This window comes from Alteribacter lacisalsi, from assembly GCF_003226345.1.
In the GTDB taxonomy this organism is placed as follows: domain Bacteria; phylum Bacillota; class Bacilli; order Bacillales; family Salisediminibacteriaceae; genus Alteribacter; species Alteribacter lacisalsi.
This window is the reverse complement of the sequence record NZ_PDOF01000001.1, coordinates 2,165,252-2,190,162: the sequence shown is the minus strand read 5'-3', so window position 1 is coordinate 2,190,162 and position 24,911 is coordinate 2,165,252. Positions and strand designations below refer to the sequence as shown.

General features: G+C 49.0%; 23 protein-coding genes. 22 read left to right on the top strand and 1 reads right to left on the bottom strand.

Annotated elements, in window-relative coordinates:
- The first annotated feature begins 83 nt into the window (after nt 1–83).
- The 14 genes from CR205_RS10920 (at nt 84) to CR205_RS10855 (ending at nt 14,947) form a co-directional block, all read left to right on the top strand.
- On the top strand, nt 84–977 hold the full coding sequence (locus CR205_RS10920; protein WP_201745360.1) for a DUF1028 domain-containing protein: 894 nt from the start codon (nt 84–86) through the stop codon (nt 975–977).
- 41 nt (nt 978–1,018) lie between these two features.
- Nucleotides 1,019–1,174, top strand: a complete 156-nt coding sequence (locus CR205_RS20265) for a hypothetical protein (protein ID WP_161524749.1) — start codon at nt 1,019–1,021, stop codon at nt 1,172–1,174.
- A 158-nt stretch (nt 1,175–1,332) separates the two neighbouring features.
- On the top strand, nt 1,333–1,890 hold the full coding sequence (locus tag CR205_RS10915) for a hypothetical protein (protein WP_110519458.1): 558 nt from the start codon (nt 1,333–1,335) through the stop codon (nt 1,888–1,890).
- A 291-nt stretch (nt 1,891–2,181) separates the two neighbouring features.
- Entirely contained in the window at nt 2,182–3,480 is a 1,299-nt protein-coding gene (locus CR205_RS10910; protein WP_110519455.1) for an NCS2 family permease, read from the top strand.
- Between the two features lie 91 nt (nt 3,481–3,571).
- A complete protein-coding gene (sfsA, locus tag CR205_RS10905; RefSeq protein ID WP_110519453.1) occupies nt 3,572–4,291 on the top strand; it encodes a DNA/RNA nuclease SfsA in 720 nt (239 codons plus the stop codon).
- Nucleotides 4,292–4,441: 150 nt separating this feature from the next.
- Nucleotides 4,442–5,389: a polysaccharide deacetylase family protein gene (locus tag CR205_RS10900; RefSeq protein WP_110519451.1), complete on the top strand. Its 948-nt coding sequence runs from the start codon at nt 4,442–4,444 to the stop codon at nt 5,387–5,389.
- A 201-nt stretch (nt 5,390–5,590) separates the two neighbouring features.
- Nucleotides 5,591–6,922: a short-chain fatty acid transporter gene (locus tag CR205_RS10895; RefSeq protein WP_110519449.1), complete on the top strand. Its 1,332-nt coding sequence runs from the start codon at nt 5,591–5,593 to the stop codon at nt 6,920–6,922.
- A gap of 169 nt (nt 6,923–7,091) precedes the next feature.
- Nucleotides 7,092–7,991: a manganese catalase family protein gene (locus CR205_RS10890; RefSeq protein ID WP_110519447.1), complete on the top strand. Its 900-nt coding sequence runs from the start codon at nt 7,092–7,094 to the stop codon at nt 7,989–7,991.
- A gap of 435 nt (nt 7,992–8,426) precedes the next feature.
- Nucleotides 8,427–10,259: a PAS domain-containing sensor histidine kinase gene (locus tag CR205_RS10885; protein WP_110519445.1), complete on the top strand. Its 1,833-nt coding sequence runs from the start codon at nt 8,427–8,429 to the stop codon at nt 10,257–10,259.
- A gap of 400 nt (nt 10,260–10,659) precedes the next feature.
- Nucleotides 10,660–11,118, top strand: a complete 459-nt coding sequence (locus CR205_RS10880; protein ID WP_110519443.1) for a hypothetical protein — start codon at nt 10,660–10,662, stop codon at nt 11,116–11,118.
- 208 nt (nt 11,119–11,326) lie between these two features.
- Nucleotides 11,327–11,752, top strand: a complete 426-nt coding sequence (locus CR205_RS10875; protein WP_110519440.1) for a hypothetical protein — start codon at nt 11,327–11,329, stop codon at nt 11,750–11,752.
- A gap of 569 nt (nt 11,753–12,321) precedes the next feature.
- Nucleotides 12,322–13,074, top strand: coding sequence for a hypothetical protein (locus CR205_RS10865; RefSeq protein ID WP_142669884.1), 753 nt, complete (start codon nt 12,322–12,324; stop codon nt 13,072–13,074).
- Nucleotides 13,075–13,089: 15 nt separating this feature from the next.
- Nucleotides 13,090–13,827 (top strand): AAA family ATPase, encoded by a 738-nt coding sequence (locus CR205_RS10860; RefSeq protein ID WP_110519434.1) that lies wholly within the window; start codon nt 13,090–13,092, stop codon nt 13,825–13,827.
- 40 nt (nt 13,828–13,867) lie between these two features.
- Entirely contained in the window at nt 13,868–14,947 is a 1,080-nt protein-coding gene (locus tag CR205_RS10855; RefSeq protein WP_110519432.1) for an ethanolamine utilization protein EutH, read from the top strand.
- Nucleotides 14,948–15,080: 133 nt separating this feature from the next.
- Here CR205_RS10855 and CR205_RS10850 read toward each other — a convergent pair whose 3' ends face one another.
- Nucleotides 15,081–15,962: a LysR family transcriptional regulator gene (locus CR205_RS10850; protein ID WP_110519430.1), complete on the bottom strand. Its 882-nt coding sequence runs from the start codon at nt 15,960–15,962 to the stop codon at nt 15,081–15,083.
- A 167-nt stretch (nt 15,963–16,129) separates the two neighbouring features.
- Between CR205_RS10850 and CR205_RS10845 the strand changes: the two genes are divergently transcribed.
- From CR205_RS10845 to CR205_RS10810, 8 genes are all read left to right on the top strand, one after another.
- Nucleotides 16,130–17,230 carry an ABC transporter ATP-binding protein gene (locus CR205_RS10845; RefSeq protein ID WP_110519428.1) on the top strand — a complete coding sequence of 367 codons (1,101 nt, stop codon included), beginning with the start codon at nt 16,130–16,132 and terminating at the stop codon, nt 17,228–17,230.
- Entirely contained in the window at nt 17,217–18,281 is a 1,065-nt protein-coding gene (locus tag CR205_RS10840; RefSeq protein ID WP_110519427.1) for an ABC transporter substrate-binding protein, read from the top strand. Before CR205_RS10845 ends, CR205_RS10840 begins: the two co-directional genes overlap by 14 nt.
- Before the next feature lie 33 nt (nt 18,282–18,314).
- Entirely contained in the window at nt 18,315–19,970 is a 1,656-nt protein-coding gene (locus CR205_RS10835; protein WP_110519425.1) for an ABC transporter permease, read from the top strand.
- A gap of 15 nt (nt 19,971–19,985) precedes the next feature.
- Complete coding sequence (locus CR205_RS10830; RefSeq protein WP_161524748.1) at nt 19,986–21,236, top strand: MBL fold metallo-hydrolase; 1,251 nt, start codon at nt 19,986–19,988, stop codon at nt 21,234–21,236.
- Between the two features lie 308 nt (nt 21,237–21,544).
- The gene (locus tag CR205_RS10825; protein WP_328587721.1) at nt 21,545–22,195 is read left to right on the top strand and encodes an ABC transporter permease; all 651 of its coding nucleotides are present in this window, start codon (nt 21,545–21,547) and stop codon (nt 22,193–22,195) included.
- A gap of 19 nt (nt 22,196–22,214) precedes the next feature.
- On the top strand, nt 22,215–23,180 hold the full coding sequence (locus CR205_RS10820) for an ABC transporter ATP-binding protein (RefSeq protein ID WP_110519421.1): 966 nt from the start codon (nt 22,215–22,217) through the stop codon (nt 23,178–23,180).
- A gap of 6 nt (nt 23,181–23,186) precedes the next feature.
- Nucleotides 23,187–23,924, top strand: coding sequence for an ABC transporter permease (locus CR205_RS10815; RefSeq protein ID WP_407923552.1), 738 nt, complete (start codon nt 23,187–23,189; stop codon nt 23,922–23,924).
- Nucleotides 23,925–23,962: 38 nt separating this feature from the next.
- Nucleotides 23,963–24,880, top strand: a complete 918-nt coding sequence (locus CR205_RS10810) for a glycine betaine ABC transporter substrate-binding protein (RefSeq protein WP_110519417.1) — start codon at nt 23,963–23,965, stop codon at nt 24,878–24,880.
- The last annotated feature ends 31 nt before the right edge of the window (nt 24,881–24,911 follow it).

Here is a 24,911-nt window from a genome sequence, read left to right as displayed (position 1 = left end):
AAGTGAAACGTGGACGGGACAGCGCATGTCTTGACGAACAGTATTCTGAATTTTATGATTGAACAAATAAAGGAGGCGTTCAGATGAGAAGTATCAACCATAGTGAGCCCCCGGTAGCGACTTTTTCGATTATCGGTTTTGATCCTGAAACAAAAGAGTGGGGCATAGCCGTTCAATCCAAATTTCTCGGTGTCGGCGCTGTTGTACCTTGGGCGAAAGCAGGCGTTGGAGCTGTGGCGACGCAGTCTTTTGCCAATACTTCCTATGGTCCGAGGGGACTGGCCATGCTCGAGGAAGGCATGTCACCGGGAGAGGTGGCACAGGAACTTGTAAAAGATGATGATGAGCGCGCGCTCCGCCAGTTTGCTGTGATGGATAAAAACGGAGAGACTTCTGCCTATACAGGAGACGACTGCTACGACTGGGCCGGCCACAAATCAGGGAAGTACTGCACCGCTCAGGGAAATATCCTCGTCAGTGAAGAAACTGTGGATGCTTTGAAAAATACGTTTGAACAATCTGAAGGAACACTGGCAGAACGTCTAATCCAGGCTCTCGATCAGGCTCAGGAAGCAGGCGGCGATTCAAGAGGCAAGCAGTCTGCAGCCCTGTTTGTTGTTCAGGAGGAAGGCGGGTACGGCGGGTATAACGACCGGAAATACGATCTCCGGGTTGACGACCATCCGGATCCGATCAGGGAACTCAAGCGTCTGTTAGAGCTGCACAGTCTCTATTTTTCGCGGCCGAATCCTAACGAACTTCTGGACATAAAAGAGGATGTGCTGGTCGATGTTCAACATCTCCTGCGTGAAGAAGGACTGCTGGATACGACCTATGATACGTATAATCCTGCAGTCAAAGAAGCACTGAAAACGTACTTTCTACAGGAAAACTTTGACGAGCGCTGGCAGGAAAGCGACAAAATTGATCCATATGTCCTGACTTACATGAAAAATAAGCCCGGAATGTCCCGATAAAAGCAAAGGAGGGGACCGGACTGGAAATTATTCAGCCGATCTTGTTCATCTTAATGGCCTTTCTGCTCGTTTTTGTGTTTATCAGGAAAGTACCGCGGGACAGAAAGCTGAGAAAACAGGCATGGATCTGGGGCACCCTGGTGCTCGTACTTACGACTGCCATTCTGCTGGCAGGGATCATTCCGTTGTTTCTCTAATGTGGTAAACAGAATATGGGAAAAAAGCCGGTGGTCTTTCGCCGGCTTTTTTTGCACGGGAATGTGTGTATACTTATTAAATATCAGAATGAGTCTTAACATGCGCTGGAACGGGTATAGATAAAAAAGTGTGTTTTCTTTAGAAAGGGGAACTCAGCATGAAGGGATCGATTGCTGCAACGCTGTCATTCATTGCACTGTATGCCCTCATTGCCGGGTGCAGCGGCCAGGACTATATGAACGATATAGCAGAAGCTTCGCCCCCCGTTATATCGGAAACACAGTCAGGTGATTTCATTATCCGGCTGCTGGCTGACCAGGCGGAATATAAAGAGAGCGACAACGTAGGACTGAAAGCCAAACTTAAATATATCGGTGAAGAAGACGAGGTCACTATTTCCCACCGCACGTCACCTTTCTGGTACCGTATTCAGGAAGTCACCAGAGGGATTGAAATTCCCTATATTCAGGACTCACCGGGTTCAGTCATGACGCTGGAACGGGATGTGTGGTATGAAGAGAACTATGTACGCAAGGGAACCATAAACAGCCAGGCCAGTGACCGTGAAAGGGACTTCATCAGGAGCTTTGCAGAAGGACCGCACTTTCCTGCCGGAGAATATGAAATTGAGCTTAACTCCGATTTTTTTGTAGAAAAGGACGGCGAGCGGAAAAAGCATATTATGTCCACCGGACTGATCATTACAGTTGACTGAAAAAAGGCGGCATTCCCTACCGGGGAGATGCGGTCTTTTTTTGCGGTGGTTTTTCACCGGGCCTAACTCGGCGACGATCTTTTGACTCCTCCTTCCGGATATTCTCTTTTAATACGATCCCCTACTCGACACGGCAGGGTTTATCAACTGTTATAAGTACCGTACTTTTTCCAGTGAAAAACGCGCCGGTTAATGGTAGAATAAACTTCTGGTCCGCCATCTACAGCAGGCGGACTTTCCCGTGTTTAACGGGAGGTCGGGCGAGGGGACACATAAAAAGGAGAAGTTGAATTGCACCAGAAATTAAACAACTGGTTTCAAATTGACCAGCATCATACGTCAGTCAGGCAGGAGCTTGCAGCAGGCACAGTCGCTTTTTTCACGATCGTATATATCGTCATCGTGAACGCGGCTATTCTCGCTGACGCAGGAATTCCCCTTGTAGCCGGGATCGTGGCGACGGTACTCGTATCGTTTCTCGGAAGCCTTATCATGGGTTTCTGGGCGAACGCGCCGATTCTGCTCGTGCCCGGAATGGGAATCAACGCCATGTTCGTGTACACATTCGTACACTCGATGGGTCTTGCCTGGCAGGAAGCACTCGCGGTTGTAACCGTGTCCGGTATTATTTTCTGTGTGATTGCCTTTACGAAGCTCGCCCCGGTGATTACGAAATCCATTCCGGTTTCCCTTAAAGAAGCGATTACAGTAGGGATCGGAATTTTCCTTACATTTATAGGTCTTCAGCAGGGCGGTCTCGTCGTTTCAGACGCGTCCACGTTTGTGGCGTTCGGTGATCTCACGGATCCCAGGGTGATTGCCACAATTGTGACCCTGTTTGTAGCCGTAGCCCTCTTTGTTCGAGGCGTTCCGGGTAATTTTCTGATCAGTATTCTGTTTGGAACCGGACTGGCATTCGCACTCGGTGTGATGGGCAGCGGGGAAACAGGCACGATGTCACTTGCGCCGTACGGGGAAGTATTCTTCGGATTCACGTTTACGAGCATGCTTACGATCGCCTTTGCAGCTGCTGTATTTTCCCTTGTGATGGTGATTGTATTTGAAAATATCGGGCTCATTCACGGGCATCTGAACATGGCCGGTCAGCCGGAAAAATACAAACGGTCACTTCAGGCGAACGCAGTGTCGGTACTCAGCTGCGGATTTTTAGGCACAAGTCCGACCGTTGCTACAGTGGAAAGTGCAGCAGGTATTGCGGCAGGAGGGCGGACAGGGCTGACAACGGTAACGGCAGGTGTACTGTTTCTCGGTTCCCTGTTTTTCATCCCGTTCATTACGATGATTCCTCCGAGCGCCATTGCGCCGGTGCTCATTATTATCGGCGGTCTGATGATGCAGAATATCCAGAAAATCAACCTTAACGATTTTTCCGAAGGCTTTCCTGCCTTCATGGTCATTGTACTCATCCCGCTTACCTACAGCATTGCAGACGGGATTGCCTTTGGTTTTGTGGCTTACCCGCTTCTGAAACTGATGCTCGGTAAAAGAAAAGAACTGTCACCGGTTCTTGTCGTTATTTCCATGCTGTTCTTCCTGAACTTCGTACTTCAGGCCTGGAACGGCAGCTGATCCTCAAGAACTCTCCATGCTGGAGGGTTCTTTTCTATTATTCCGGTTGTTTTACAGGTAAAATAAAGGGAGGTTGTAAGGAGGAATCGTAATGGTTCAGATGGTTTTTGATGACTTAATAAAAGCTCGGTTCGTGGAGCGGCCGAACCGCTTTATTCTGCACTGCAGACTTCCGGATGGTGAGGTGGTCCGGGTTCATCTCCCTGATCCCGGCCGGCTGAAAGAACTGCTCGTTCCGGATGCGGCGGTAATGCTCCAGTATACGGATGACCCGAACAGGAAGACCAAATGGTCGGCTGCGATGGTAGCCAGAGGGGACGGGGGCTGGGTGTCGGTGAATACACAAATTCCGAACGTCCTCGCCCGGGAGGCGATTGAAAAAGAACTGATTGAAGAATTCAGTGGCTGGCGCTTTGTGAGAGCCGAATATAAAAAAGGCGGCTCGCGCTGGGATCTGCTTCTCGAGGAAAAAGCCGGCCACAGAAAAATGGCTGTTGAAGTAAAAGGAGTTTCCCTTGTTGATCACAGGGGGCGAGGGGCCTTTCCCGACGCGGTTACGGCGAGAGGGACAAAGCATGTCAGAGAACTAGCGGAGATAGCCGGCGAGGAAGGCTGGGAGGCGGCCCTGTTCTTTGTGGCACAGCGTGAAGATACGGTGTCTGTGGAGCCGGCACGCTGGATTGATCCGGATTTTGCCGAGGCGATTGGAGAAGCCGCCCGAGCCGGCGTCCGGATTCTCGGCCGCAAGTGTGAGGTCACACCGGAAAGAATACGGATGAATACGGAGGAACCGCTGCACATTCTTGTGTAGCGGTTTCTTAGTGCGAAGCCGGCTGGATCTCCCGCTTCTGAATGAAAATGGTTTAAATTGGGATACTATCCTGTATGCGAACAGGAGACGGGGGAAGGGTGCCGTTTTCATCGTGTGGAATTAATCACGTGCTGAAAGGGGTTCTTGTGAATGACGTACAAAAAACCATCACCAGCTAAAATCCGGGCTACCGTTCTGACAATCCTCTTCATGCTGGCTCTGGCAATGATGACCGCCTGCATGACCGGAGAGGATAACGTCCGTGGTCCGGCTGATAATGATCTGGGAGGAATGGGAAGCGGAGCGCCGAAAAGTCCGGAAACAGGCCAGACCGCTGAACTGGCAGATGGACCGGAAGCAGAGCACCGTGTGGAAATGGAGCCGGATCAAGCGTCAGCCTATGCTGTCGAGAAGGAACCGGAGAATGAAGGGCTTTCCAGTATCGGTTTTGGCAAACTGCAGCGGATGTTTCCGGAAACCGTGGTCTATCGCGGTCCAAACAATGTGAACCGGGTAGCCCTGACATTTGATGACGGACCGGATCCGAGATTTACACCAGGCATTCTCGATACGCTGGCAGAACATAACGTCAGAGCAACCTTTTTCGTCATGGGCGCGCGGGCGAAAGGTCATCCGGATCTGATCAGGCGGATTGACAACGACGGTCATGCCATCGGTAATCACACCTACTGGCACCCTAACCTGGATGGTGAAACCGTAGGCCAGATGCGCTGGGAAATTACAGAAACAGAGGATATTATCAGTAACCTGCTCGGCTATCGTCCGTCACTGTTCCGCCCGCCTTACGGGAATATGGGGGAGGCTCATACCGAAAGCCTGATTGCCAATAATGAATCTGCCGTATTCTGGACAGTGGATACAGAAGACTGGAAAGAGCCTTCTATGGATGAGATAGTCAGTACCGTGGTAAATGAAGCGGGGAACGGGTCGATCATCCTGATGCATGACGGAAGTCACTGGACAGTAGATATGAGCAGCACCGTTGAATCCCTCGGACCGATCATTGAGCAGCTCAAAAGTGAAGGATATGAGTTTGTTACTGTGCCCGAACTGTTAAACATCACAGATCGGAAATAAAACAGTTTAATCCGAAACACCATTACAGGAGCAATTCTGTAGTGGTGTTTTTGTATGCGCAGGCAGGAAAAACGAAGAATTTGTCGAAAAAAGCATAAAGACCGTTTTTATTTACATACAGACCAGTATGGAAAGGAGGAAAGATAGGATCTGATTATTCGCACGTCTAAAACTAAAGTTAACGGAAGGATATGGTATAAAATGAATGCGCTTACAAACTTAACTACCCGGATTATGCAGCGTTACCTTCCGGATCCGTTCTTATTTGTTATTGTATTAACCTTCGTTGTTTTCGGTCTTGGTTTAATTTTAACCCCGAGTACGCCGATGGACATGGTGGCTCACTGGGGGAACGGGTTCTGGGATCTTCTTACGTTTGCCATGCAGATGGTTCTGATTCTTGTTACAGGGTATGTGCTTGCTTCGAGTCCGTTTTTTAAACGGATGCTTCAGAAGATGGCAGGCCTGGCGAAAACCCCTGGGCAGGCGATTGTCATCGTCACCCTCGTTGCTCTCATGGCGAGCTGGATCAACTGGGGATTCGGTCTTGTGATCGGTGCTCTTTTCGCAAAGGAACTGGCGAAAAAAGTGACCACAGTTGATTACCGGCTTCTCATTGCCAGTGCATACAGCGGCTTCATTGTCTGGCATGGCGGGCTGGCGGGCTCCATTCCCCTAACAGTTGCGACGGGCGGTCACTTTTCAGAAGATATGATCGGTCTCATTCCGACCAGTGAAACGATTTTTGCCCCGTTTAATCTGGTGATCGTAGCCGCTCTCTTTATTACCGTGCCGATTCTAAACCGGCTGATGATGAACCAGAAAGAAGCGGTAAACGTGGATCCGGCACTACTGGAGGATGACGAAACGGCGGCAACGACAGACAGTGATCTGCTTGGATCTGAGGAACTTACTCCTGCAAAGCGTCTTGAGCGAAGCCGGCTCATTTCTCTGGTAACAGGAGTTATGGGGATTGCCTTCCTTGTTTATTACCTGGTGCAGAACGGCTTTGACCTGAATCTTGATATCGTAAACTTTCTGTTTCTGTTCCTCGGCATCCTGTTCCATGGTACGCCGCAGAACTTCCTGAACAGTGTGGCCAGCGCGGTGAAGAATGCAGGCGGCATTATTATTCAGTTCCCCTTTTATGCAGGGATTATGGGAATGATGGTTGCTTCAGGACTCGCAGCTGAGTTTTCCCAGTGGTTCGTCTCCATCTCGAACGAAACAACCTTCCCTCTGTTTGCCTTTATCAGTGCAGGGATTGTAAACTTCTTTGTTCCATCGGGCGGCGGACAGTGGGCGGTTCAGGCACCGATCATGCTTGGTGCCGGCAGTGAGCTTGGTGTGGATGCAGCCAAAACAGCCATGGCTGTTGCCTGGGGCGACGCCTGGACGAACATGATTCAGCCGTTCTGGGCTCTGCCGGCTCTTGCCATAGCCGGACTGAAAGCACGGGACATCATGGGCTTTTGTGTGATCGTGCTGTTTATGAGCGGGATCGTAATCGGCCTCGGTCTTGTCCTGCTTTAATGAATAGGAGTATTCTGAGAGCTGCGCGGGCAGCTCTCTTTTTTTTTTCGGTCAATTGCCCAACACAGTTCCTGGTTTTAGGACAAACAGCGCTGTGCATATGAATAAAGAAGTGTGACTGCATGTAAGAAATCTGACTAGACCATTTGAAAACTGGAGGGACTGCTTCTTGATAACAAGAATAGACAAACTGCAGATTGAACTGCCGATGCCGGATGGTCCTGATGCTAATGGTGCTGCCGCGGTCCAGGAACTGCTTGGCGGTAAATTTGGGGAAATGTCCACCCTGAATAATTATATGTTTCAGTCCTTTGCATTCAGGCAGAAGAGGAAGTTAAAGCCTTTCTATGATCTTGTAGCAAGTATTACAGCAGAGGAATTCGGCCATGTGGAACTGGTTTCCAACACAATCAACCTGATGATTTACGGAACGACCTTTCCTGGTGATCCGGACGTGACCCCGATGCAGAACGCCAAGGACAAACGTAACTCGTATCACTTTATCGATACGGCTCAGACAGCAAAACCGTTTGACAGTATGGGAGCAGGCTGGAACGGGGCAGACTATGTGTTTAACAGTGGAAATCTTGTTTTGGATCTGCTTCACAACTTCTTTCTCGAGTGCGGTGCACGAACCCACAAAATGCGCGTGTATGAGATGACAGACAACCCGGTCGCCCGGGAAATGATCGGCTATCTGCTTGTACGCGGAGGCGTGCATGTAATGGCCTATGCAAAGGCTCTGGAAATAGCTACAGGTGTGGACATTACAAAGATGCTGCCGATTCCAAGTCTTGACAACAGTCATTTTGAGACCACCCGTAAGTTTGAAGCAGAAGGTGTTCACCGGAAATTGTATACATTCAGCGCAAAGGATTACAAAGATGTGGTGAAAATCTGGAAAGGGACTCACCCTGAAGACGGAGGGAAACTTGAAGTTATACAGGGAACTCCCCAGGGGGGACCGATCCCGGACCTTCCGCCGATTCCAGAAAGTTTTGCACCAGGTATATCTCAGGAAGACTTCATGGAAATTGCAAAACGACTACAGCGATCGGCTGGAATCTGATCACTTTAGAGGCACTGTCTGTCACCCAGGCAGTGCTTTTTTATTCAGAGAAAGGCTGACACACCAAATGAAAAAAGACACAAATTGTGACAATCATCTTTCTGCTTAACAGGAAACGGGGAGCCTGAAATACGAAAAACACTCGTAAAGCCTGTATACAAACCGGTCGATTTAATGCGACATGATTCTGCTGTGCCTGCTGTAAACCGGGCGGTTTTTCCTGGGGATAATGTACCGAAATGACAAACTAAAACACATAACGTATTTGTTCAGCAAAAAACTTTCGGCAAATTCGAAATTATTTGCTAGAATAGAAGATAGATGATTTTCGGAAAAACATTCAGTTTTTTCTTCCGCTTCATGTTACTGGAAGAATTGTGCATCAAGCCCTCATAAGAGCGGCGATATCAGCTTTTGGAAAATGAGGTGAAACCGTTGGCAGATCGAGTTGAAGACAGTTTCCTTTATGAAAAAATTGTCTCCTCGCCAGGAGACAGTGAAGGTGAAATGAAAACATCTCCGATTCTTGATGGATTGAGCGATGCTATACTTGCGCTTGATCAGACATACAACGTTATTTACGCAAATCTTGCAGCCTGTAAGCAGTTATATATAAAAAAGGAAGACCTGATCGGAGAAAACCTGTGGGAGCTTTTCCCGGAGGCGAGGGGCACCCGTGTGTATGAAGCCTATGAGAAGGCTCTGCATGAAGGGGTTCCTGCAGAAGTCGAGTATGAATATTTCACCCCGCTGAGAACATGGTTTAATGTCAGAGTATATCCGTCGGAAAACGGGCTCACAGCTGTATTTCGTGATGTCACTCAGCGCCAGCTTGCCCTGCTGGCAGTCGAGGAAAGCTACCGGACTCTTTTTGAAGAACACCCGGATGCGGTCTGTTCTATTGATCTGGATGGAAAATATATTGCTGTTAATCAGGCATTTGAAAGAATGTTTGACACAAACGAATCTGCGCTGATGGGCCGAAGGTTTAAATCACTGCTTCCTTATCAGGCAGGAGAGGAAGCGGAGAGGCTGTTCTCCCTTGCCCGCGACGGAAAGCCTGTAACGAGGGAATTTGATCTTGCCCGTCTTAAGAACAGGCCTTTCTATGTGCAGTGCACAGCTCTGCCAATTATCGTTGATACAGAGATTATTGGTGCTTACGGTATTGTGAAGGACATCACCGGTGAGAAGGAAAAATCACTCGAACTGAAACGCATGAATCATATGAATAAGCTGATTTTGCAGTCGGTTGAAGATGCCATTCTCGGGATCGATAAAGATTTCAATGTCGTGATGTGGAACGAAGCGGCTGAGAAACTCACAGGTTTCTCCCGTGAGGAGCTGAAGCCGAATATTTTTATCCAGCTTTTTTCCACTCTTTACGACAGTGAAATGAAAGACCTTAAGAACAGCTTCACTTCGAAAAATGAACTGAACCGCTATGAAATAATCAGGAAGACCGACGTGACCCTTTATAAAAAAGACAGCTCGCCTTATGTAGCCGAGTATACGGTCACGCCCATGGTTTCTGAAGGTGAAGTGGTAGGAAGTGTTTTTACATTCCGGGACATCACCGAGAAAAAGAAGTCAGAAGAAATGCTTCACCAGTCTGAAAAGCTTTCGGCAGTCGGCCAGCTTGCAGCAGGAATCGCCCATGAAATCCGTAACCCTCTTACATCGCTGAAAGGTTTTTTACAGTTGATTGAGATTTATGGAAACGAGAAAAAAGAATATTTTAAAATTATGAAGTCCGAGTTTGGGAGGATTGAGCAGATACTCACTGAACTGCTGATCCTGTCCAAGCCTCAGTCTCTTGATAAGGAGGTTTGTGATCTCAATGAGCTGCTCGATCACATCACAACCCTTCTTGAAACTCAGGCAATCATTAAGAACATCGGGATTGAAAGAACGTTCACAGACGACGCTCTCCAAGTTTTCTGTGCTCCTCATCAGATTAAACAGGTATTTGTGAATCTGCTGAAAAATGCAATCGAATCGATGGAGCAGGGCGGAACAATACGAGTGGATGTCCACGAAGAAGACGGCAATGCTGTTGTAAAGGTAATTGATGAAGGATGCGGGATTCCTAAAGATCAGTTAAAGAGAATCGGAGAACCTTTCTATTCTACTAAAGAAACCGGAACCGGACTCGGCCTGATGGTAACGTTCAAAATCATCGAAGAGCATGGCGGCACCGTAGACATAGACAGCGAACAGGGAACAGGGACCACATTTACAATTACGTTCCCTTTAACAGAATCATAAGGCGGGGAGGCCGGTAACGGGTTCCTCTTTTTTCTGCCGTTTTTGAACCTGCAGCGCACTCATTGTTACTAGGGACAGGGAGTTTTCTTTGAAAAAGTACGCTTCTTAGTCAGTAAACACCTATTATGCACAGCACACGCCAGGAGTGAGACTTCTGCGGCAGTGAAGAGCATTGGCATCTCGATTATGCTCCGATTTGCTTCGACACAGCCAGCTTAGAAGCTTTGCTTTAAGCTTTAAGAGGAAGAAGCAGGCTCGTCGACACCGCCGCGGAAAGCGAGCGGATTGCGTTCAGCGGAGCTTCGAAAAAACTGTCGGACGGATAAACTCATTTTTCTTTATGTGAATAAAGTAGTACAATCCCTTTTGAAAAGAAGTATGGGAAACGAGGAGGAAACTGATGAGAAAATGGGTGAAATCTGCTGTTGCCATTATTGCCGCTGCGGCACTTGCAGCATGTGGATCTGCCGAAGATGAAGCAAAGGAAACGTTTGAAGGATTTATCGGTGTGTTTGACAGTGGCGGTTTCAGCGAAATTACCGAATACATAACAAATGACTTTGCAGAAAGAGAATTCGGCGTCTCATTGGAACAGATTGAAACTGACGCAGAAGAAATTGATGAGCAAATGGGTGAAATTGTCGGCACCTTCTCATATACAATCGTCACCTTTTCAATTGAAGAGGAATCAGAAGATCAGATCGAGGCAGCCTATGAGCTCTACATTGAGGAACGAAATGGGGAAGAGATCGAAGAGGACCGTAGTGCCTATGATTCTGAAGAACTTGAAACCGGTTCGGTGATCCTTGTGAATGAAGATGGAGACTGGTTCGTCGATGACATGAACGAAAATCCGTAAGTGGTACTCATCCGTGAGCGCAAGAATACATGATTCAATCCGGCATCCCATGTGCGATGCCGGAATTTTTATATGAAACTCCCGGTCTGAAAAAGCGTCGTATATTTAAGAGATGAAGGGGTAAAGAATGTAGAAACACGGGTTCCCTGCTGCTGACACACAGATATCATCACGCCATGCCAAATAAAATGTAAAGAAGTGATCCGCTGTGATAAAAAAGTTTATTGTTCTCGTTGTCCTGCTTGGGGCATTCGGGTATCTTTCCTATAACGCTGCCCTTGGGTACATGTCCCAGCAGATGACCGATCAGGTAAAAAATGAAATGCTTGCAGGAAAAGAAGCCGGGGACATTCTGGCTGATCCTGACATGCAGGCGCTCGCTGAAAAATACAGCAGCGCAATGACCCCGGAACAAAGAGAAAATCTTCCGTTTACAACGAAAGAGGAAGCGACACGCCTCCTGTTTTCAAAGTTTTCCATGAGCGAACTCTACGATATTGCAAACAAAGCATCCGGAGGCATGAGTGCTGAAGAGCAGGCTGAAATTCAGGCTGTCCTCGAAAGCCGCCTTTCAGATGAGGAGATGGAAGCCCTGATGGTGATCGGTCTCGACGAAATCCGCGCCGGATTTTAGGGAGGAGAAATTCTGCTGTATTAATAATAATAGGCTGTGTTCGTAATGATTGTTGCTATTGGTCACATTATTAATGGAGCGAAAGGCGGCGACTCCAGCGGGAATAGCATCAGTTGAAGACCCCGCAGGACGATTTTTCCGAGGAGGCTGAAACGATGCCCGCGGAAAGCGTCCGCCTGCAGCGCAATAAAACAACAATCTATACGAAAACAGCTTAATAATATAATGAAGTCATACCGATCGCCTCTCAGTCTGCAGGCGGTCTTTTTTCTTGGCTCTTTGCGGAAAGATTGTTGCGACTGAGTATAAAAATTTTGGAGCGAAAGTTGCGACTCCAGCGGGAAAAACAGAAGCCGAAGACCCGCGGAGGGTTTCTCCGAGGAGGCTGAGGCGTTGCCCGCGGAAAGCGTCGACATGCAGCTTTTTAATAAAAAACAATCTCAATTAGAGAAAACCTGTAAAAGAACTTTTAAACTGTGGGAGAATCCTTATTTTTCCTATATTCTGTTCCCTGACGCTTACGTTTGCTGTAAAATAGAAGAAACAATCTGTAAAGAGGAAGTGGTGCCATGGACGTTTGGAGGCAGACTTACGAATATTTTCTTCTGTTTTTGAAAACTGCATTTACTTCGAAAGTGCAGTTGTTTTTTGTGCTCGGTTTTCCCCTCGTTTACATGATCGCTGTGAACATGCACTGGTTTTCGGAGCCGCCGGCGGAAGCGGCGTATACGGGACTGCTGGCTATGTTTGTGACGGTCCAGGTGTTTATTGTGGCGATGCAGACGATTATGAATCTGGTGGCGTCGAGAGAGGGCGGTTTTTTCAAGATGTTTACGTTTATTGCCGGGCGGCCGGGACCTGTTGTGTTCGGACAGATTCTTGCAAACTATGTTTTTCTGATTGCAAACACCTTCGTCCTGGCAGGCACTGCAGGTCTTTTATTCGGACATCTGACACTGGCAATTGTACTTCATGCGGTGACGGTGGCAGCGATCACGATGATTCCCGCCACGCTTGCTCTGTCCTGGATTCTGATGCTGAAACTCACGCAGCAGTCATTTGCCCCACTTATGAGCATCAGTATTTTTGTCGTGCTGTTCATTACGTTTAATCAGATCGTTTCAGGGGCGTTTGCTGTTCCCTTTGCTGTTATCAACCCTGCATATTTCACGTATCAGATTGCGATGAACATTCCTGGTGTGCAGGCTGGAATACCGGAAGTATCTGCTGGGATTTTAGCGGGGATAGGCGTCTTATACCTGGCAGGAGGCACGGCTGTACTCAAGTGGATCCGGCTTTCATCACCAGTCATGCGTACATAGAAGGGGGGGGACAGAGTGGAACTGAAACAGGTAAGTTATTCTTATCCGAAATCTGATCGAAGGGTACTGGACGATCTGTCGTTCAGCCTTAAACCGGACAAACTGAACGTGATTGCCGGACTGAATGGAGCGGGTAAGACAACGCTTTTTGAAGTGATGACAGGTATGATTAAGTCGGCTGGGAGGATTGCAGGCCTGCCGAAACAGAAAAATGTTCTGTATCAGCAGCAGGGTGTCTACTTTACGCACACACTGAAAGGGAGGGATCTTGTCAGGCTGATTCTCCACTGTGATCACAGCAGGAGGTTCAGGGTTCGTAAAAACGAGCCTGTCCTGACTTCATGTATGAATGAAGATGAGCGGAGTAAAATGACCGGACTGTGGGGCCGTCCGTATGGTCAGATGTCTGTTGGTGAGCGGCGCTGGCTGCTGACGTTTGCCATGTGTCACATGGAGCGGGAACTGTACATTTTTGATGAACCGACTTCAGGGGTAGATCCTCAATCGAGAGTACATATTATGGACCGGATCGGAAAGCTTGTTCAGGAAGCCGGCAAAACGGTTGTTATCAGCACGCATACGCTTCATGAACTGCAGTTTTATGATGTTCATCTTGTTCTCCTTCATGAAGGCCGGGCTGTTTTTACCGGCAGCTATGAGCAGTTTTTAAATGCTGGAGGCTCGGAGAACCCGGATGCAGCCTTTCAGAATCTTACAGCACCACAGTCTGCCAGGGCTGTGAGGCCCAGGTAGAGGGATGGCCTAAAGTGTAAAGAAAGCAGGTGAAACACAGATGTGGCTTAACGCCGGAGTACTTTGGACAATTGCACTTTTTGCTGCCATCGGGGCTGTGGACCGCGCGCTCGGGAACCGGTTGGGATTCGGCGCGGCGTTTGACCGGGCATTCGCGGCAATGGGACCTCTTGCCCTTGCCATGATCGGCATTATCTGTTTTTCGCCTGTGATCGCTGACGGGCTGAGGCCGGTGGTCACACCGCTGTTTGTCTCGTTCGGCGGGGACCCGGCCATGTTTGCCGGCATTCTTTTTGCGATCGATATGGGAGGGTATCCTCTTGCCCAGGAACTGGCTGCTTCAACGGAGGCGGCTCTTTTTTCGGGCATTATTCTTGCCACTATGATTGGTCCTTTGTTCGTGTTTACGATTCCGGTGGCGCTCGGGCTGATTGAAAAAGAGGACCATTCCTTTTTTGCACGGGGGATCCTGACCGGACTCGCTGCCGTACCGGCTGGAGCCTTAATCGGAGGGCTTACTGCCGGGTTTGAGATCTCATTTCTCCTGCGGAATCTGATTCCTGTCGCTCTCGTCTCGGCAGCAGTCATCACAGGTCTTGCCTTAGTGCCGCAGCTGTTTGTTAAAGGATTCATTTATATCGGCAGAGCCGTAACAGCGATGCTGACCCTGCTAGCTGGAGTGGTTATTGTAGAGACGCTGACGGGCCAGGTGCTTGTTGCGGGTACTGCGCCAATTGAAGAGGCCCTGATCATCGTCGGACTTATTGGGCTGACCCTGGCAGGGGCGTTTCCTTTTGTTCACTTTCTTCAGACAGTACTGGGAAAGGCGTTCAGGCCTTTTGCAGAGAAGCTCGGGGTAAATATGGTTACGATTACCGGGCTGCTTGCATCTCTCGCCCATTCAATTCCTGCTTTTCAGGTAATGAAGGAAATGGACGCACGCGGCAAGGTGATGACAGGGGCATTCGCCGTAAGCGGGGCGTTTGTCCTTGGTGGTCACCTCGGTTTTACAGCATCGGTAGAGCCTGAGATGATTGGGCCGATGATGGCGGGGAAAATGAGTGCCGGAGTTCTGGCACTGGTGCTTGTTCCTTTGCTGACTCGGAGGGCAGAAGAATAGCGGAAAAACGGCGAACCCCATTGACTGCGAATTTAACGGAGACTGATAAAAGAGAGGAAGCTTTATAAGTCCAGTCAATATATTGACTGTGAACTTCAGCAGCCCGGGCACTTAAATGTACCCGGGCTGCTTTTTATGTGTGTTTATAAACCTCAGTTATGAAATGCTGGAGCACGGGTGTAATCGGCCGGTCCTTTCTGTAAATGAGCGAAATGAATCGTAAGGGCTTTAACTCAGGTACACTGAGCGCCGCGAGACGTCCTCTGTCGGCTTCCTCTGCTACTGCACGTCTCGAAAGAATGGACACACCTGCTCCGAGCATAACCATACGACGAATGGCTTCTATGTTAGTAAGTTCAATCTTAATATTTAAAATGAGCTGGTTTTCCTTAATCCAATTATCAATCATCTCACGGGTGGAGCCACGTTTGTGAAAAATAAATGGTTCATATTTTAGATCGTCTAAATCAATATGTTTCTTTTTGGTAAGAGGGTGATCTGGTGGCAGGACGAGAACGAGCTCGTCCTTTACTAGCCTTCTGATCTCAAAAGATTCAACCTCAAGATTCTGCTCGGAAACAATGCCAATATCGAGTTGTTTTTCTTTTATTAAGGAGACGACTGACGGGGTGGACGCTACTTTTACGCTGAGGTGTATGTTGGGATTAGCTGTTGTAAAACTGCTGAATACAGGCGGAAGGATGTAGTTGGCTGGGATGTGGCTTGCGCCTAGGAGCACTTCCCCCCGTGTAGAGGACTGGTAGTCGTTCATGACCCGTCTTGTTTCATTCATAAGACCGATAATCTGTGAGGCATATTTATGAAGCGTGGCACCGGCAGAGGTGAGTTCAATATCGTCACCGCGCCTTTCATAGAGGGTAACACCAAGGGAAGCCTCGAGTTTTTTCAAATGAAAGGAGACAGTGGGCTGTTTTAACCCAAGTTCTTTTGCCACACGGGTTACACTGCGGGAGACCACAAACCGGTGAAAAATATCCAGCTGCTGAATGTTCATATTCGGGTAACTCTCCCTTCTTAATCTATAGATATTATCTATGACAACATAGATTATACATTAGTTTTTTTGATTAAGGATTAAATCCATCTTAACAATGGCTTAACATTCGACCGGTAAAGTATAAGTTGTAAACAAGATGAACGAAAACGAAAGGGGAATGCCGAGTGGACATTTCACTTCATGGAATCGAAAAAAGCTTTGGAAAACTTCAGGCATTAAAGCCAATTGAACTTGAAATAAAAAGCGGGGAATTTGTAAGTCTTCTCGGACCTTCGGGGTGCGGCAAGACCACCCTCCTCCGTATCATTGCCGGACTGGAAAACGCCGATGACGGACAGATCGACTTTGGCGGCAAAACGGTGTATTCAAAAAAGAAGCGGATCAACGCCTCGCCTCAGAAACGGCATATCGGCATGGTGTTTCAGGACTTTGCCCTTTGGCCTCATATGACGGTTTTTGAAAATGTGGCATACGGTTTACGTGCAACCGGAAAGAAGAAAGGCCTCAAAGAAAAGGTGGCCGAGGCACTCGGTAATGTCCAGCTTGGTGATTACGCAGAGCGGTATCCCCATCAGCTCTCCGGGGGGCAGCAGCAGCGGGTCGCCATCGCAAGGGCCATTGCCAATGATCCGTCGATCATCTTAATGGACGAGCCCCTTAGTGCCCTTGACGCCACGCTCCGTGATGAAATGCGGATTCTTCTTCAGGCGCTCGTCAAGAAACTGAACATGACTGCTATTTATGTCACGCACGATCAGAACGAAGCGATGGCCATGAGCGACCGGATTGTGGTCATGAATCAGGGAACCGTGATGCAGGTTGGTTCACCGGAAACCGTCTATCAAAAGCCGGCAAACGAAACTGTCGCCCGCTTCGTCGGTAAGGGAGCTCTCATCGAAGGCACACATACTCTGTATGACCGTGTTCATTATCTTAAGCTTAATCAGAACGCTGCGATTCCTTTTGCAAAAAACTTCCTGGAAGAGGAGTCGTTCAACACAAGAGTAACGGCGGTCATACGTCCGGAACAGATCAACCTTTCCAGAACAGCTAAGGAAACGGGTCTGCAGGGCGAGGTGGAAACGGCCAGCTTTCTCGGTGAACGTTATGAGGTAACCTTTAAAATCAGCGGAACGGAGCAGCTGATGTTCGCTTATTCAGATGTAAGGCTAAGTCCTGGTCAGACAATCTTTTTTGAAGTGACCGGTCAAAATATTCACGTGATGAAAACAAAACTTGGAGGCGAAGAACATGAAACGGCATAGCATGAAAGCACTTCTTATTGGTCTGGGAATGGTTGCGGTAACCGCGTGTGCCCAGACAGAAATGGAACAGGATAACGCAGCGGATCAGGACGGCGGAGACACTGGGGACGCCGAAGAAACCGCAGACGGGGATCACGAGGAAACTGGTGAGCTGACCATTTACACAGCTGGTCCGGGCGGTATGGCCGAAGAGCTCGTGGAGGCATTTGAGGAAGGAACGGGCATCAGTGTGGATATGTACCAGGGCACGACCGGCGACGTTCTCGGACGTCTTGAAGCTGAGCAGGGTAATCCCATTGCAGATGTCGTCGTACTTGCCTCCATGCCTCCGGCGATGCAGTTTAAGGAAGATGGCATGATCCTTCCATACGAATCGGAGTACGCAGACCGGCTTCATGACGGATGGTATGATGAAGAGCACTATTACTACGGCTTCAGTGCCGCAGCACTGGGTATCAGCTACAACACGAACATGGTAGATGAAGCACCGGCAGACTGGAGTGATCTGGCAGCTTCGGAATTTGACGGCCAGATTGCTATTCCGGATCCGCAGCAGTCCGGTACAGCCCGGGACTTTGTTGCTGCTTACATCCAGCAGGAAGGGGATGCCGGCTGGGAGCTGTTTGAGGAACTGAGCGAAAACGGCCTGTCCATGGAAGGAGCCAACAATCCGGCCCTTCAGACCGTGATCAGCGGAGCGAACTCTGCTGTTATGGCTGGTGTGGATTACATGGTCTACAACAATATTGAAAGCGGCGAGCCAATCGACATCAGTTTCCCGGAGAGTGGCACAACGATCACGCCACGTCCGGCATTCATTCTTGACTCTGCTCAGAATGTAGACTCGGCCCAGCAGTATATTGACTTTATTTTGTCTGATGCCGGCCAGGAAATTGTGGCGGACAACTACCTGCTTCCTGCACGTACAGATATTGACGCCCATGAGGACCGGGCCGGATATGATGAGATTGCCGAACTTGACTTTGACTGGGACTATCTTGAAGAAAACGGCCAGGACATTCTGGAAGATTTCCTTCGCATCGTAAGATAAGACAACTTTTGAGCTGATTGGAGAGGGTTTATTATGGGAAAAGCCATACAAACGCTTAACAAGTGGGCCGCGCTGCTGGTCCTGATCATACTGGTGTTCATGCCGCTCAGCCTGGTCCTGCTCCGGAGTGTGACCCCTGACGGAGCGTTTGAAGGCTTTTCGGCTTTCTCCATTCTTCTTGAGGCACAGTACACGGAGATCCTCGTTAACTCCCTGATGCTGGGTTTCGGCGTCGTAATCGGGGCATCCATTCTGGCTGCCCCGCTCGCCTTTTTTATGGCCAGAACGGAGCTCAGAAAACACCGGTGGATTGATATTGTCCTTATTATACCTTTCATGACACCGCCTTATATTGGCGCGATGGGCTGGATTTTGTCCATGCAGCCAAACGGTTATGCCGAGCAGTTATTGCCGTTTTTAAGCGGTGTAACACCGTATTTTTTCACCTACTTCGGTATGGTTCTCGTCATGAGTCTTCATCTGTTTCCGTTCATCTACCTGATTATGCGGAATACCCTGCAGAATATTGGTGGACGACTGGAGGAGGCGGGGCTGATTCACGGCGGAAGCTTTCAGTACCGTCTCCGGAAAATAATCGTTCCGCTCTTTTTCTCCGGCTACAGCATGGGGGCGTTGCTCGTTTTCGTAAAAACAATCGGGGAATTCGGGACACCGGTGACGCTTGGGAACCGGATCGGGTTTTACGTTCTCACTTCCGAAATTCACCGCTACACAAGTGTATGGCCACTTGATTTCGGGACAGCGGCGATTCTTTCGACCATGCTTTTGAGTGTGAGTATTACAATCTGGTACATCCAGCAGTGGATGGTCGCCCGGCGCCACGATAAGGTTGTGAGCGGGAAAGGGCAGACTAGCGCCTTTACTCCCCTTGGAAAGTACCGGATTTTTGCATGGATTTACCTGTTCGTGGTCTTAGGCCTTGCGATCGGAGTGCCTTACTTCTCGGTTGTTTCTACAGCCTTTCTCCGCGTTCAGGGTGACGGTCTTGCCTTGTCAAATCTCACTACACAGCACATGGTGAACCTGTTTACGGGGAGCGGCCTGAACGCCCTGTTAAACAGCGTCTGGCTTGCGGCGATTGCAGCTACTATTGCAGTGGCGATCGGAATCTGGGTTGCCATAGTGATTATGCGTAAAAAAGGCGTTACGGAGAAGTCAATGGATTTTCTCAGTCTTGCCCCAAACACGGTTCCGGGAATTGTTGTGGTGGTTGGTCTGATTCTATTCTGGAATGCTCCCTGGAACCCGGGTATGATTTACAACACGTGGATGATGCTCGTCGCGACTTACGTGATTTTGTATCTGCCCTTTACAGTCCAGAATATCAAGGCGATCTACGGACAGCTCGGAGATTCCCTCTTTCAGGCAGCGAAGATGAGCGGGGCAGGACCGATTTACATTTTACGAACGGTTCTCATTCCGCTCATTATTCCGGGGATTCTCGCCGGATGGATTATGAGCTTTACGATCTCTATGCGTGAACTCGTCGGCTCTCTCATTCTGCGGCCGCCGAACATGCACACTTCTGCCACCTTCATTTACTCTCAGTTTGAACAGGGGACGGCTGCACTGGGAATGGCGATGGCTCTTGTAAGTGTCGGATTTACAACGGTGGTTCTCATCGTGGTGGAACATTACAAGCACCGGATGCAGGCATACCGCCAGTAGCAAAGGATGATGAGCATGAAAGTGACATTTTTGGGAGGAGCAGGAGAGTACGGCCGCTCCTCCTTTCTTTTGGAATACAGTCAGGGCACCGTGATGGTGGATTGCGGCGTGATGAAAAAGGATGTTCCGATGAAGGAAAAATACCCTCTCCTAAGGCAAAGAGATGCTCGGAAAATTGACGCAGTTTTTGTGACCCATTCCCACGAGGATCATACGCTCGCACTGCCCTGGCTGAGCAGGCTCGGGTACAGAGGACCGGTATTTGCCACGGGTCAGACCATTAAACAGACGAAAAGATATATAAGCAGCTGGCGAAAAAACCAGCGTAATATTCCGTATTCACCGGCTGATGAACGGCGGCTCGCTTTTGTGAAACTGCCTGATTACCGGACGAATGAGTGGCTGAGGTTTAACGATCACCTGACGTTTAAGTACGGACGAAGCGGCCACACCGCTGGCTCGGTCTGGTTTGCCTTTCATGCCGACAGCCAAACGGTGTTTTTCTCAGGTGACTGCTCTCTTGAATCCACGCTCCTTTCCTATGAATGGCCGAAAATTCAGCAGGTGGACCTTGCTGTGATGGACGGAGCCTACGGGGATTTTGATGCGGATCAGGCTGAGCTGCTAGGGGAGGCGGCAGCAGCCGTTGCCGTCGCCGCCTCGTCCGGAGAGCAGGTGCTCTTTCAGGTCCCCTCTGTAGGAAAAAGCCAGGAGCTTCTTGCCGCATGTGCAAAACAGCATATCCCTCTCTATGCTGATTCTGGTGTATCAAAAGGATGCGAAGAGCTGGCTGAAAGTCCGGACTGGCTGAATGGAGAAGACACTCGCACTTTTTTCCGCCGGATCGCTCGTCCCGGTTCACCGGTCACAAAAGTACAGAAACCCTCCGATGTTCAGCCGGGGTCTGCAGGCTTTTTTACAGCTGAAACCCTGCTCGCACATAAGGAGAGACTGACGGGAAAGAATGTTCATCTATTCAGTGCCGGACCGGAAGACGAAGAACTGAAAAACTTCGCATGTCAAGCCAGTATCCCCTATACAAAATTCAAGCTTAAAGTTCATCCGGGATTGCGGGAAAATCAGCGTCTTGTCAGCATGCTTCGCCCTGTGCGGACCGTTTTTACCCACGGTACACCGGAAAATGTTCAAAGGCTGATCGGAAAAATGCCCGGCTGCAGCGAGTACGTTGCGTGCTCCTGTGGAGACACGGTAGATGTGAAGGCGGATTTGGGAGAAAAACAGGCTCTCCGCGGTAAATCTAAATGATGTGAAATGGTTCTCACCAGCAGTGAGGATCATTTTTTTGTTCAATATTCTTAATGGAGCTGAGTCTCCGCGTCCAAGGTATACCCGGAATACGTGCGCACCCTGTTAGCAAATACTAACCAGGTAAAAATTTTGACGGGCTGTTAAAAATTTTTTACGTAAAAAGTTTTTAACAGATTGCTTTTGTGACTGGAAAACAGCAGAAAAGCCTTCACAACGCTGTTTTGGGGATTTGGCACGGGTTTTGCATTACAATACGATGGCGGAAAATTGCAACGTGTAAGAGAAAATACAGGAGGTGTCCAGTTTTGGGAGGAGCATGGCAGTATTTTACGAACAATATTGATTTTGTTCTTCAGCTGACGATGCAGCATATACAGCTCGTTGGGCTGGCAGTGATCATCGCGATTCTGATCGGAGTTCCCGTCGGGATTTACCTGACAACAAACGAAGAAGTGGCAGAAGCGGTGCTTCAGGTAGCCGCGATTATTATGACGATTCCGAGTATTGCTCTTTTTGGAATCATGATCCCGATCCTTTCCGTTATCGGGCAGGGAATTGGTTTTTTACCGGCGCTTATTGCGCTTATTCTCTACTCACAGCTTCCGATCATCCGTAATACCTATGTCGCAATTAATAACGTGGATCCGAACATGCGGGATGCGGCGAAAGGCATTGGAATGACAACGTGGCAGCGTCTGAAAAAAGTTGAGCTTCCCATTGCCGTACCGGTCATTATGGCTGGTGTCAGAACAGCAATCGTTCTCAGCATCGGAATTGGTGCTATTGCAGCCTTTATCGGAGCCGGGGGTCTTGGTGTCATCATTGACCAGGGAATTTCAAGAACGAACCGCGATATGATGCTTGTTGGTGCCATTTCTGTTTCTGTACTGGCCATTGTCGTTGACACGGTTCTCGGACTTGTACAGCGCTGGTTAACACCAAAGGGGATTTCATAATTCGAGGAGGCAACCTACTATGATTGAGTTTTCAAATGTAACAAAAATTTATGACGGTGACGTAAAAGCAGTGGATGATGTGAGCTTTTCCGTACCGGAAGGAAATATAGCCGTATTTCTCGGGCCGTCCGGCTGTGGGAAAACCACCCTTCTCCGGATGGTAAACAGGCTTGTCCCGCTCACAAGCGGCACGATCTCCATTAACGGAGAGGACACCGGGTCTTTAAACGAAATCGAACTGCGCAGAAAAATCGGCTATGTCATTCAGAGTAACGGTCTGTTTCCAAACATGACGATCGAGCAGAATGTCATGGTTGTACCAAATCTGCTCGGCTGGGATAAAAAGAAACAGAAAGACCGTTTCAATTACCTGATGGACCTCGTCGGTCTAGCCCCGGATGATTACCGTAAGCGTTACCCGAACGAACTCTCGGGCGGGCAGCAGCAGCGTGTCGGAATTGTCCGTGCGATGGCGGCAGACCCGCCGGTCATGCTGATGGACGAGCCGTTCGGTGCGCTCGATCCGATTATCCGGAACCGGATTCAGAACGAATTTATCCAGATTCAGAAGGAAGTGCAGAAAACGATTTTGTTTGTGTCCCACGATATTGACGAAGCGATTAAAATGGGCGACCAGATTGCCATTTTCAAATCAGGCAGCCTGATGCAGTATGATACACCGACCCGGATTCTTTCTGATCCGAAAAACGATTTCGTAAACGAATTCGTTGGGTCTGACCGGGCGATCAAGAGCCTGAGCCTGTATAAAATCTCCGACCTGCTCGAGGAAAAACAGCTCAAACCGGTGAACGGAGAGCCGAGAACGAAGGTGACGGCAGATACAAACCTGCGTGAAACCATCGCGATTCTGTTTACGGAAAAAGAAGACCACCTGATGGTAGTCGATGACGCCGGTGAGCCGGCAGGTCTATTAAGCCTTGATGAAATTCAGGAGTACCTGCAGCAGTCGATTGAAAGCAAATAACGGGAGGTGAGCAGATTGAATAAAAACAAAATCATCGCCCTCGGATTTAAAGCCGTTTTCTGGTTTCTTGTTCTTTATTTTCTATACTGGGCGTATTCGAACGGATATTTCGACATTCTGTTTAACCAGACAGATGAGTTTATGACACTTTTGCGTCAGCACATGACGCTTGTGGCCCTGTCGTCCACGTTTGCCCTGCTCATAGCGCTGCCTGTGGGGATCTTTGTAACCAGACCGGCATTCAGAAAAACCGAATGGTTCTTTATGAACGCGGCAAATCTGGGTCAGACCATTCCGACGATCGCAATTCTCGCAATAGTGATGAGTTATCTCGGTATCGGGTATCAGCCGGCTGTTTTTGCACTGACCGTGTTCTCAATTCTGCCTATTCTTAGAAATACGGTAGCTGGGATCAGTTCCGTTGACAGTGAAGTACTTGATTCTGCTAAGGGAATGGGACTGACGCCGTTTCAGATTCTGATGAAAATTGAGCTGCCGAATGCGAGCATGCCGATTATAGCAGGAATCCGAACCGCGATCGTGATGAACGTCGGTACCGCAGCTTTGGCGTACCTCGTCGGAGGCGGCGGACTGGGCGACTTCATCTTTACCGGCATCATGCTTCGGAGCAATGAGTACTTAATGAGCGGGGCGGTACCGGTCACGGTGCTTGCCATTCTGATTGACCAGGTGCTTCGAGTAGTGGAGAAAGTAGTCGTACCTCGTAGTCTAAGAACCACTTAAGGTCAAAATATTACAAAAATTCCAGGGGGATTTGAACAATGAAAAAAATGACATTTGCTTTATCAGCAGCCGCACTTGCGGCACTTACAGCCTGCGGGGGCAACGGAGACGGAGCCGCAGAGGATTCACTCGGCCAGATTACCGTTGGCGGAAAGAATTTTACCGAGCAGTTTGTGCTCGCTAAGATCACTTCAATTTACCTTGAAGAAAACGGCTATGAAGTGGAAGAAGCGACGAACATGGGCAGCGAAGTGGTCCGCGAGGCACTTGTAAACAACCAGATTGATCTTTACTGGGAGTACACAGGTACAGCACTTGTAAATTACCTCGGCCAGGAGCCGCTTGCAGAACAGGAAGAAGCCTATGACATTGTAAAAGAAATGGATCTTGAGGAAAACGGGATTGTCTGGATGGATATGGCTGACCTGAATAATACGTACACGCTGATGATGCGTGAGGATCACGCCGAGGAACTGGGTCTTGAATCAGTATCCGACATGGCTGATTATGTGAACGACAATCCCGGCGAGCTGAATTTTGCATCTGATGCCGAGTTTGCCACACGCGGTGACGGTCTTCCTGGTGCGGAGGAATATTACGATTTCAGTTTCGGTTCGGACAACGTGAGCCGTATGGATGCCGGCCTGACATACCAGGCACTGCGTGACGGAGACGTAAGCGTGGCGATGGGCTTCTCAACAGACAGCCGGATCGTAAACTTTGACCTGAAAAACCTGGAAGACGACCAGGGCTTTTTCCCGGCTTACAATGCGGCGATCTCCGCACGTGAAGAAGTACTGGAAGAGTACCCGGAGCTTGAAGAGCTTCTCGAGCCTCTTGCTGAAGCCCTTGATACCGACACGATGACCGAACTGAATTACGAAGTGGACGTCGAGCAGCGCAGTGAAACAGAAGTAGCGCGAGAATGGCTTGAAGAAAACGGACTGCTTGACTAAGACCATTATTTTTAATCACCAGGGAGGAACG

Excerpts from the sequence above, each read along its gene's own strand:
- CR205_RS10880 (WP_110519443.1), top strand. The coding sequence starts at position 10,660 with ATGAGAAAATGGGTGAAATCTGCTGTTGCCATTATTGCCGCTGCGGCA.
- CR205_RS10895 (WP_110519449.1), top strand. The coding sequence starts at position 5,591 with ATGAATGCGCTTACAAACTTAACTACCCGGATTATGCAGCGTTACCTT.
- CR205_RS10820 (WP_110519421.1), top strand. The coding sequence starts at position 22,215 with ATGATTGAGTTTTCAAATGTAACAAAAATTTATGACGGTGACGTAAAA.
- CR205_RS10850 (WP_110519430.1), bottom strand. The coding sequence starts at position 15,962 with ATGAACATTCAGCAGCTGGATATTTTTCACCGGTTTGTGGTCTCCCGC.
- sfsA (WP_110519453.1), top strand. The coding sequence starts at position 3,572 with ATGGTTCAGATGGTTTTTGATGACTTAATAAAAGCTCGGTTCGTGGAG.
- CR205_RS10855 (WP_110519432.1), top strand. The coding sequence starts at position 13,868 with ATGTGGCTTAACGCCGGAGTACTTTGGACAATTGCACTTTTTGCTGCC.
- CR205_RS10865 (WP_142669884.1), top strand. The coding sequence starts at position 12,322 with ATGGACGTTTGGAGGCAGACTTACGAATATTTTCTTCTGTTTTTGAAA.
- CR205_RS10835 (WP_110519425.1), top strand. The coding sequence starts at position 18,315 with ATGGGAAAAGCCATACAAACGCTTAACAAGTGGGCCGCGCTGCTGGTC.
- CR205_RS10915 (WP_110519458.1), top strand. The coding sequence starts at position 1,333 with ATGAAGGGATCGATTGCTGCAACGCTGTCATTCATTGCACTGTATGCC.
- CR205_RS10840 (WP_110519427.1), top strand. The coding sequence starts at position 17,217 with ATGAAACGGCATAGCATGAAAGCACTTCTTATTGGTCTGGGAATGGTT.
- CR205_RS10810 (WP_110519417.1), top strand. The coding sequence starts at position 23,963 with ATGAAAAAAATGACATTTGCTTTATCAGCAGCCGCACTTGCGGCACTT.
- CR205_RS10830 (WP_161524748.1), top strand. The coding sequence starts at position 19,986 with ATGAAAGTGACATTTTTGGGAGGAGCAGGAGAGTACGGCCGCTCCTCC.
- CR205_RS10900 (WP_110519451.1), top strand. The coding sequence starts at position 4,442 with ATGACGTACAAAAAACCATCACCAGCTAAAATCCGGGCTACCGTTCTG.
- CR205_RS10920 (WP_201745360.1), top strand. The coding sequence starts at position 84 with ATGAGAAGTATCAACCATAGTGAGCCCCCGGTAGCGACTTTTTCGATT.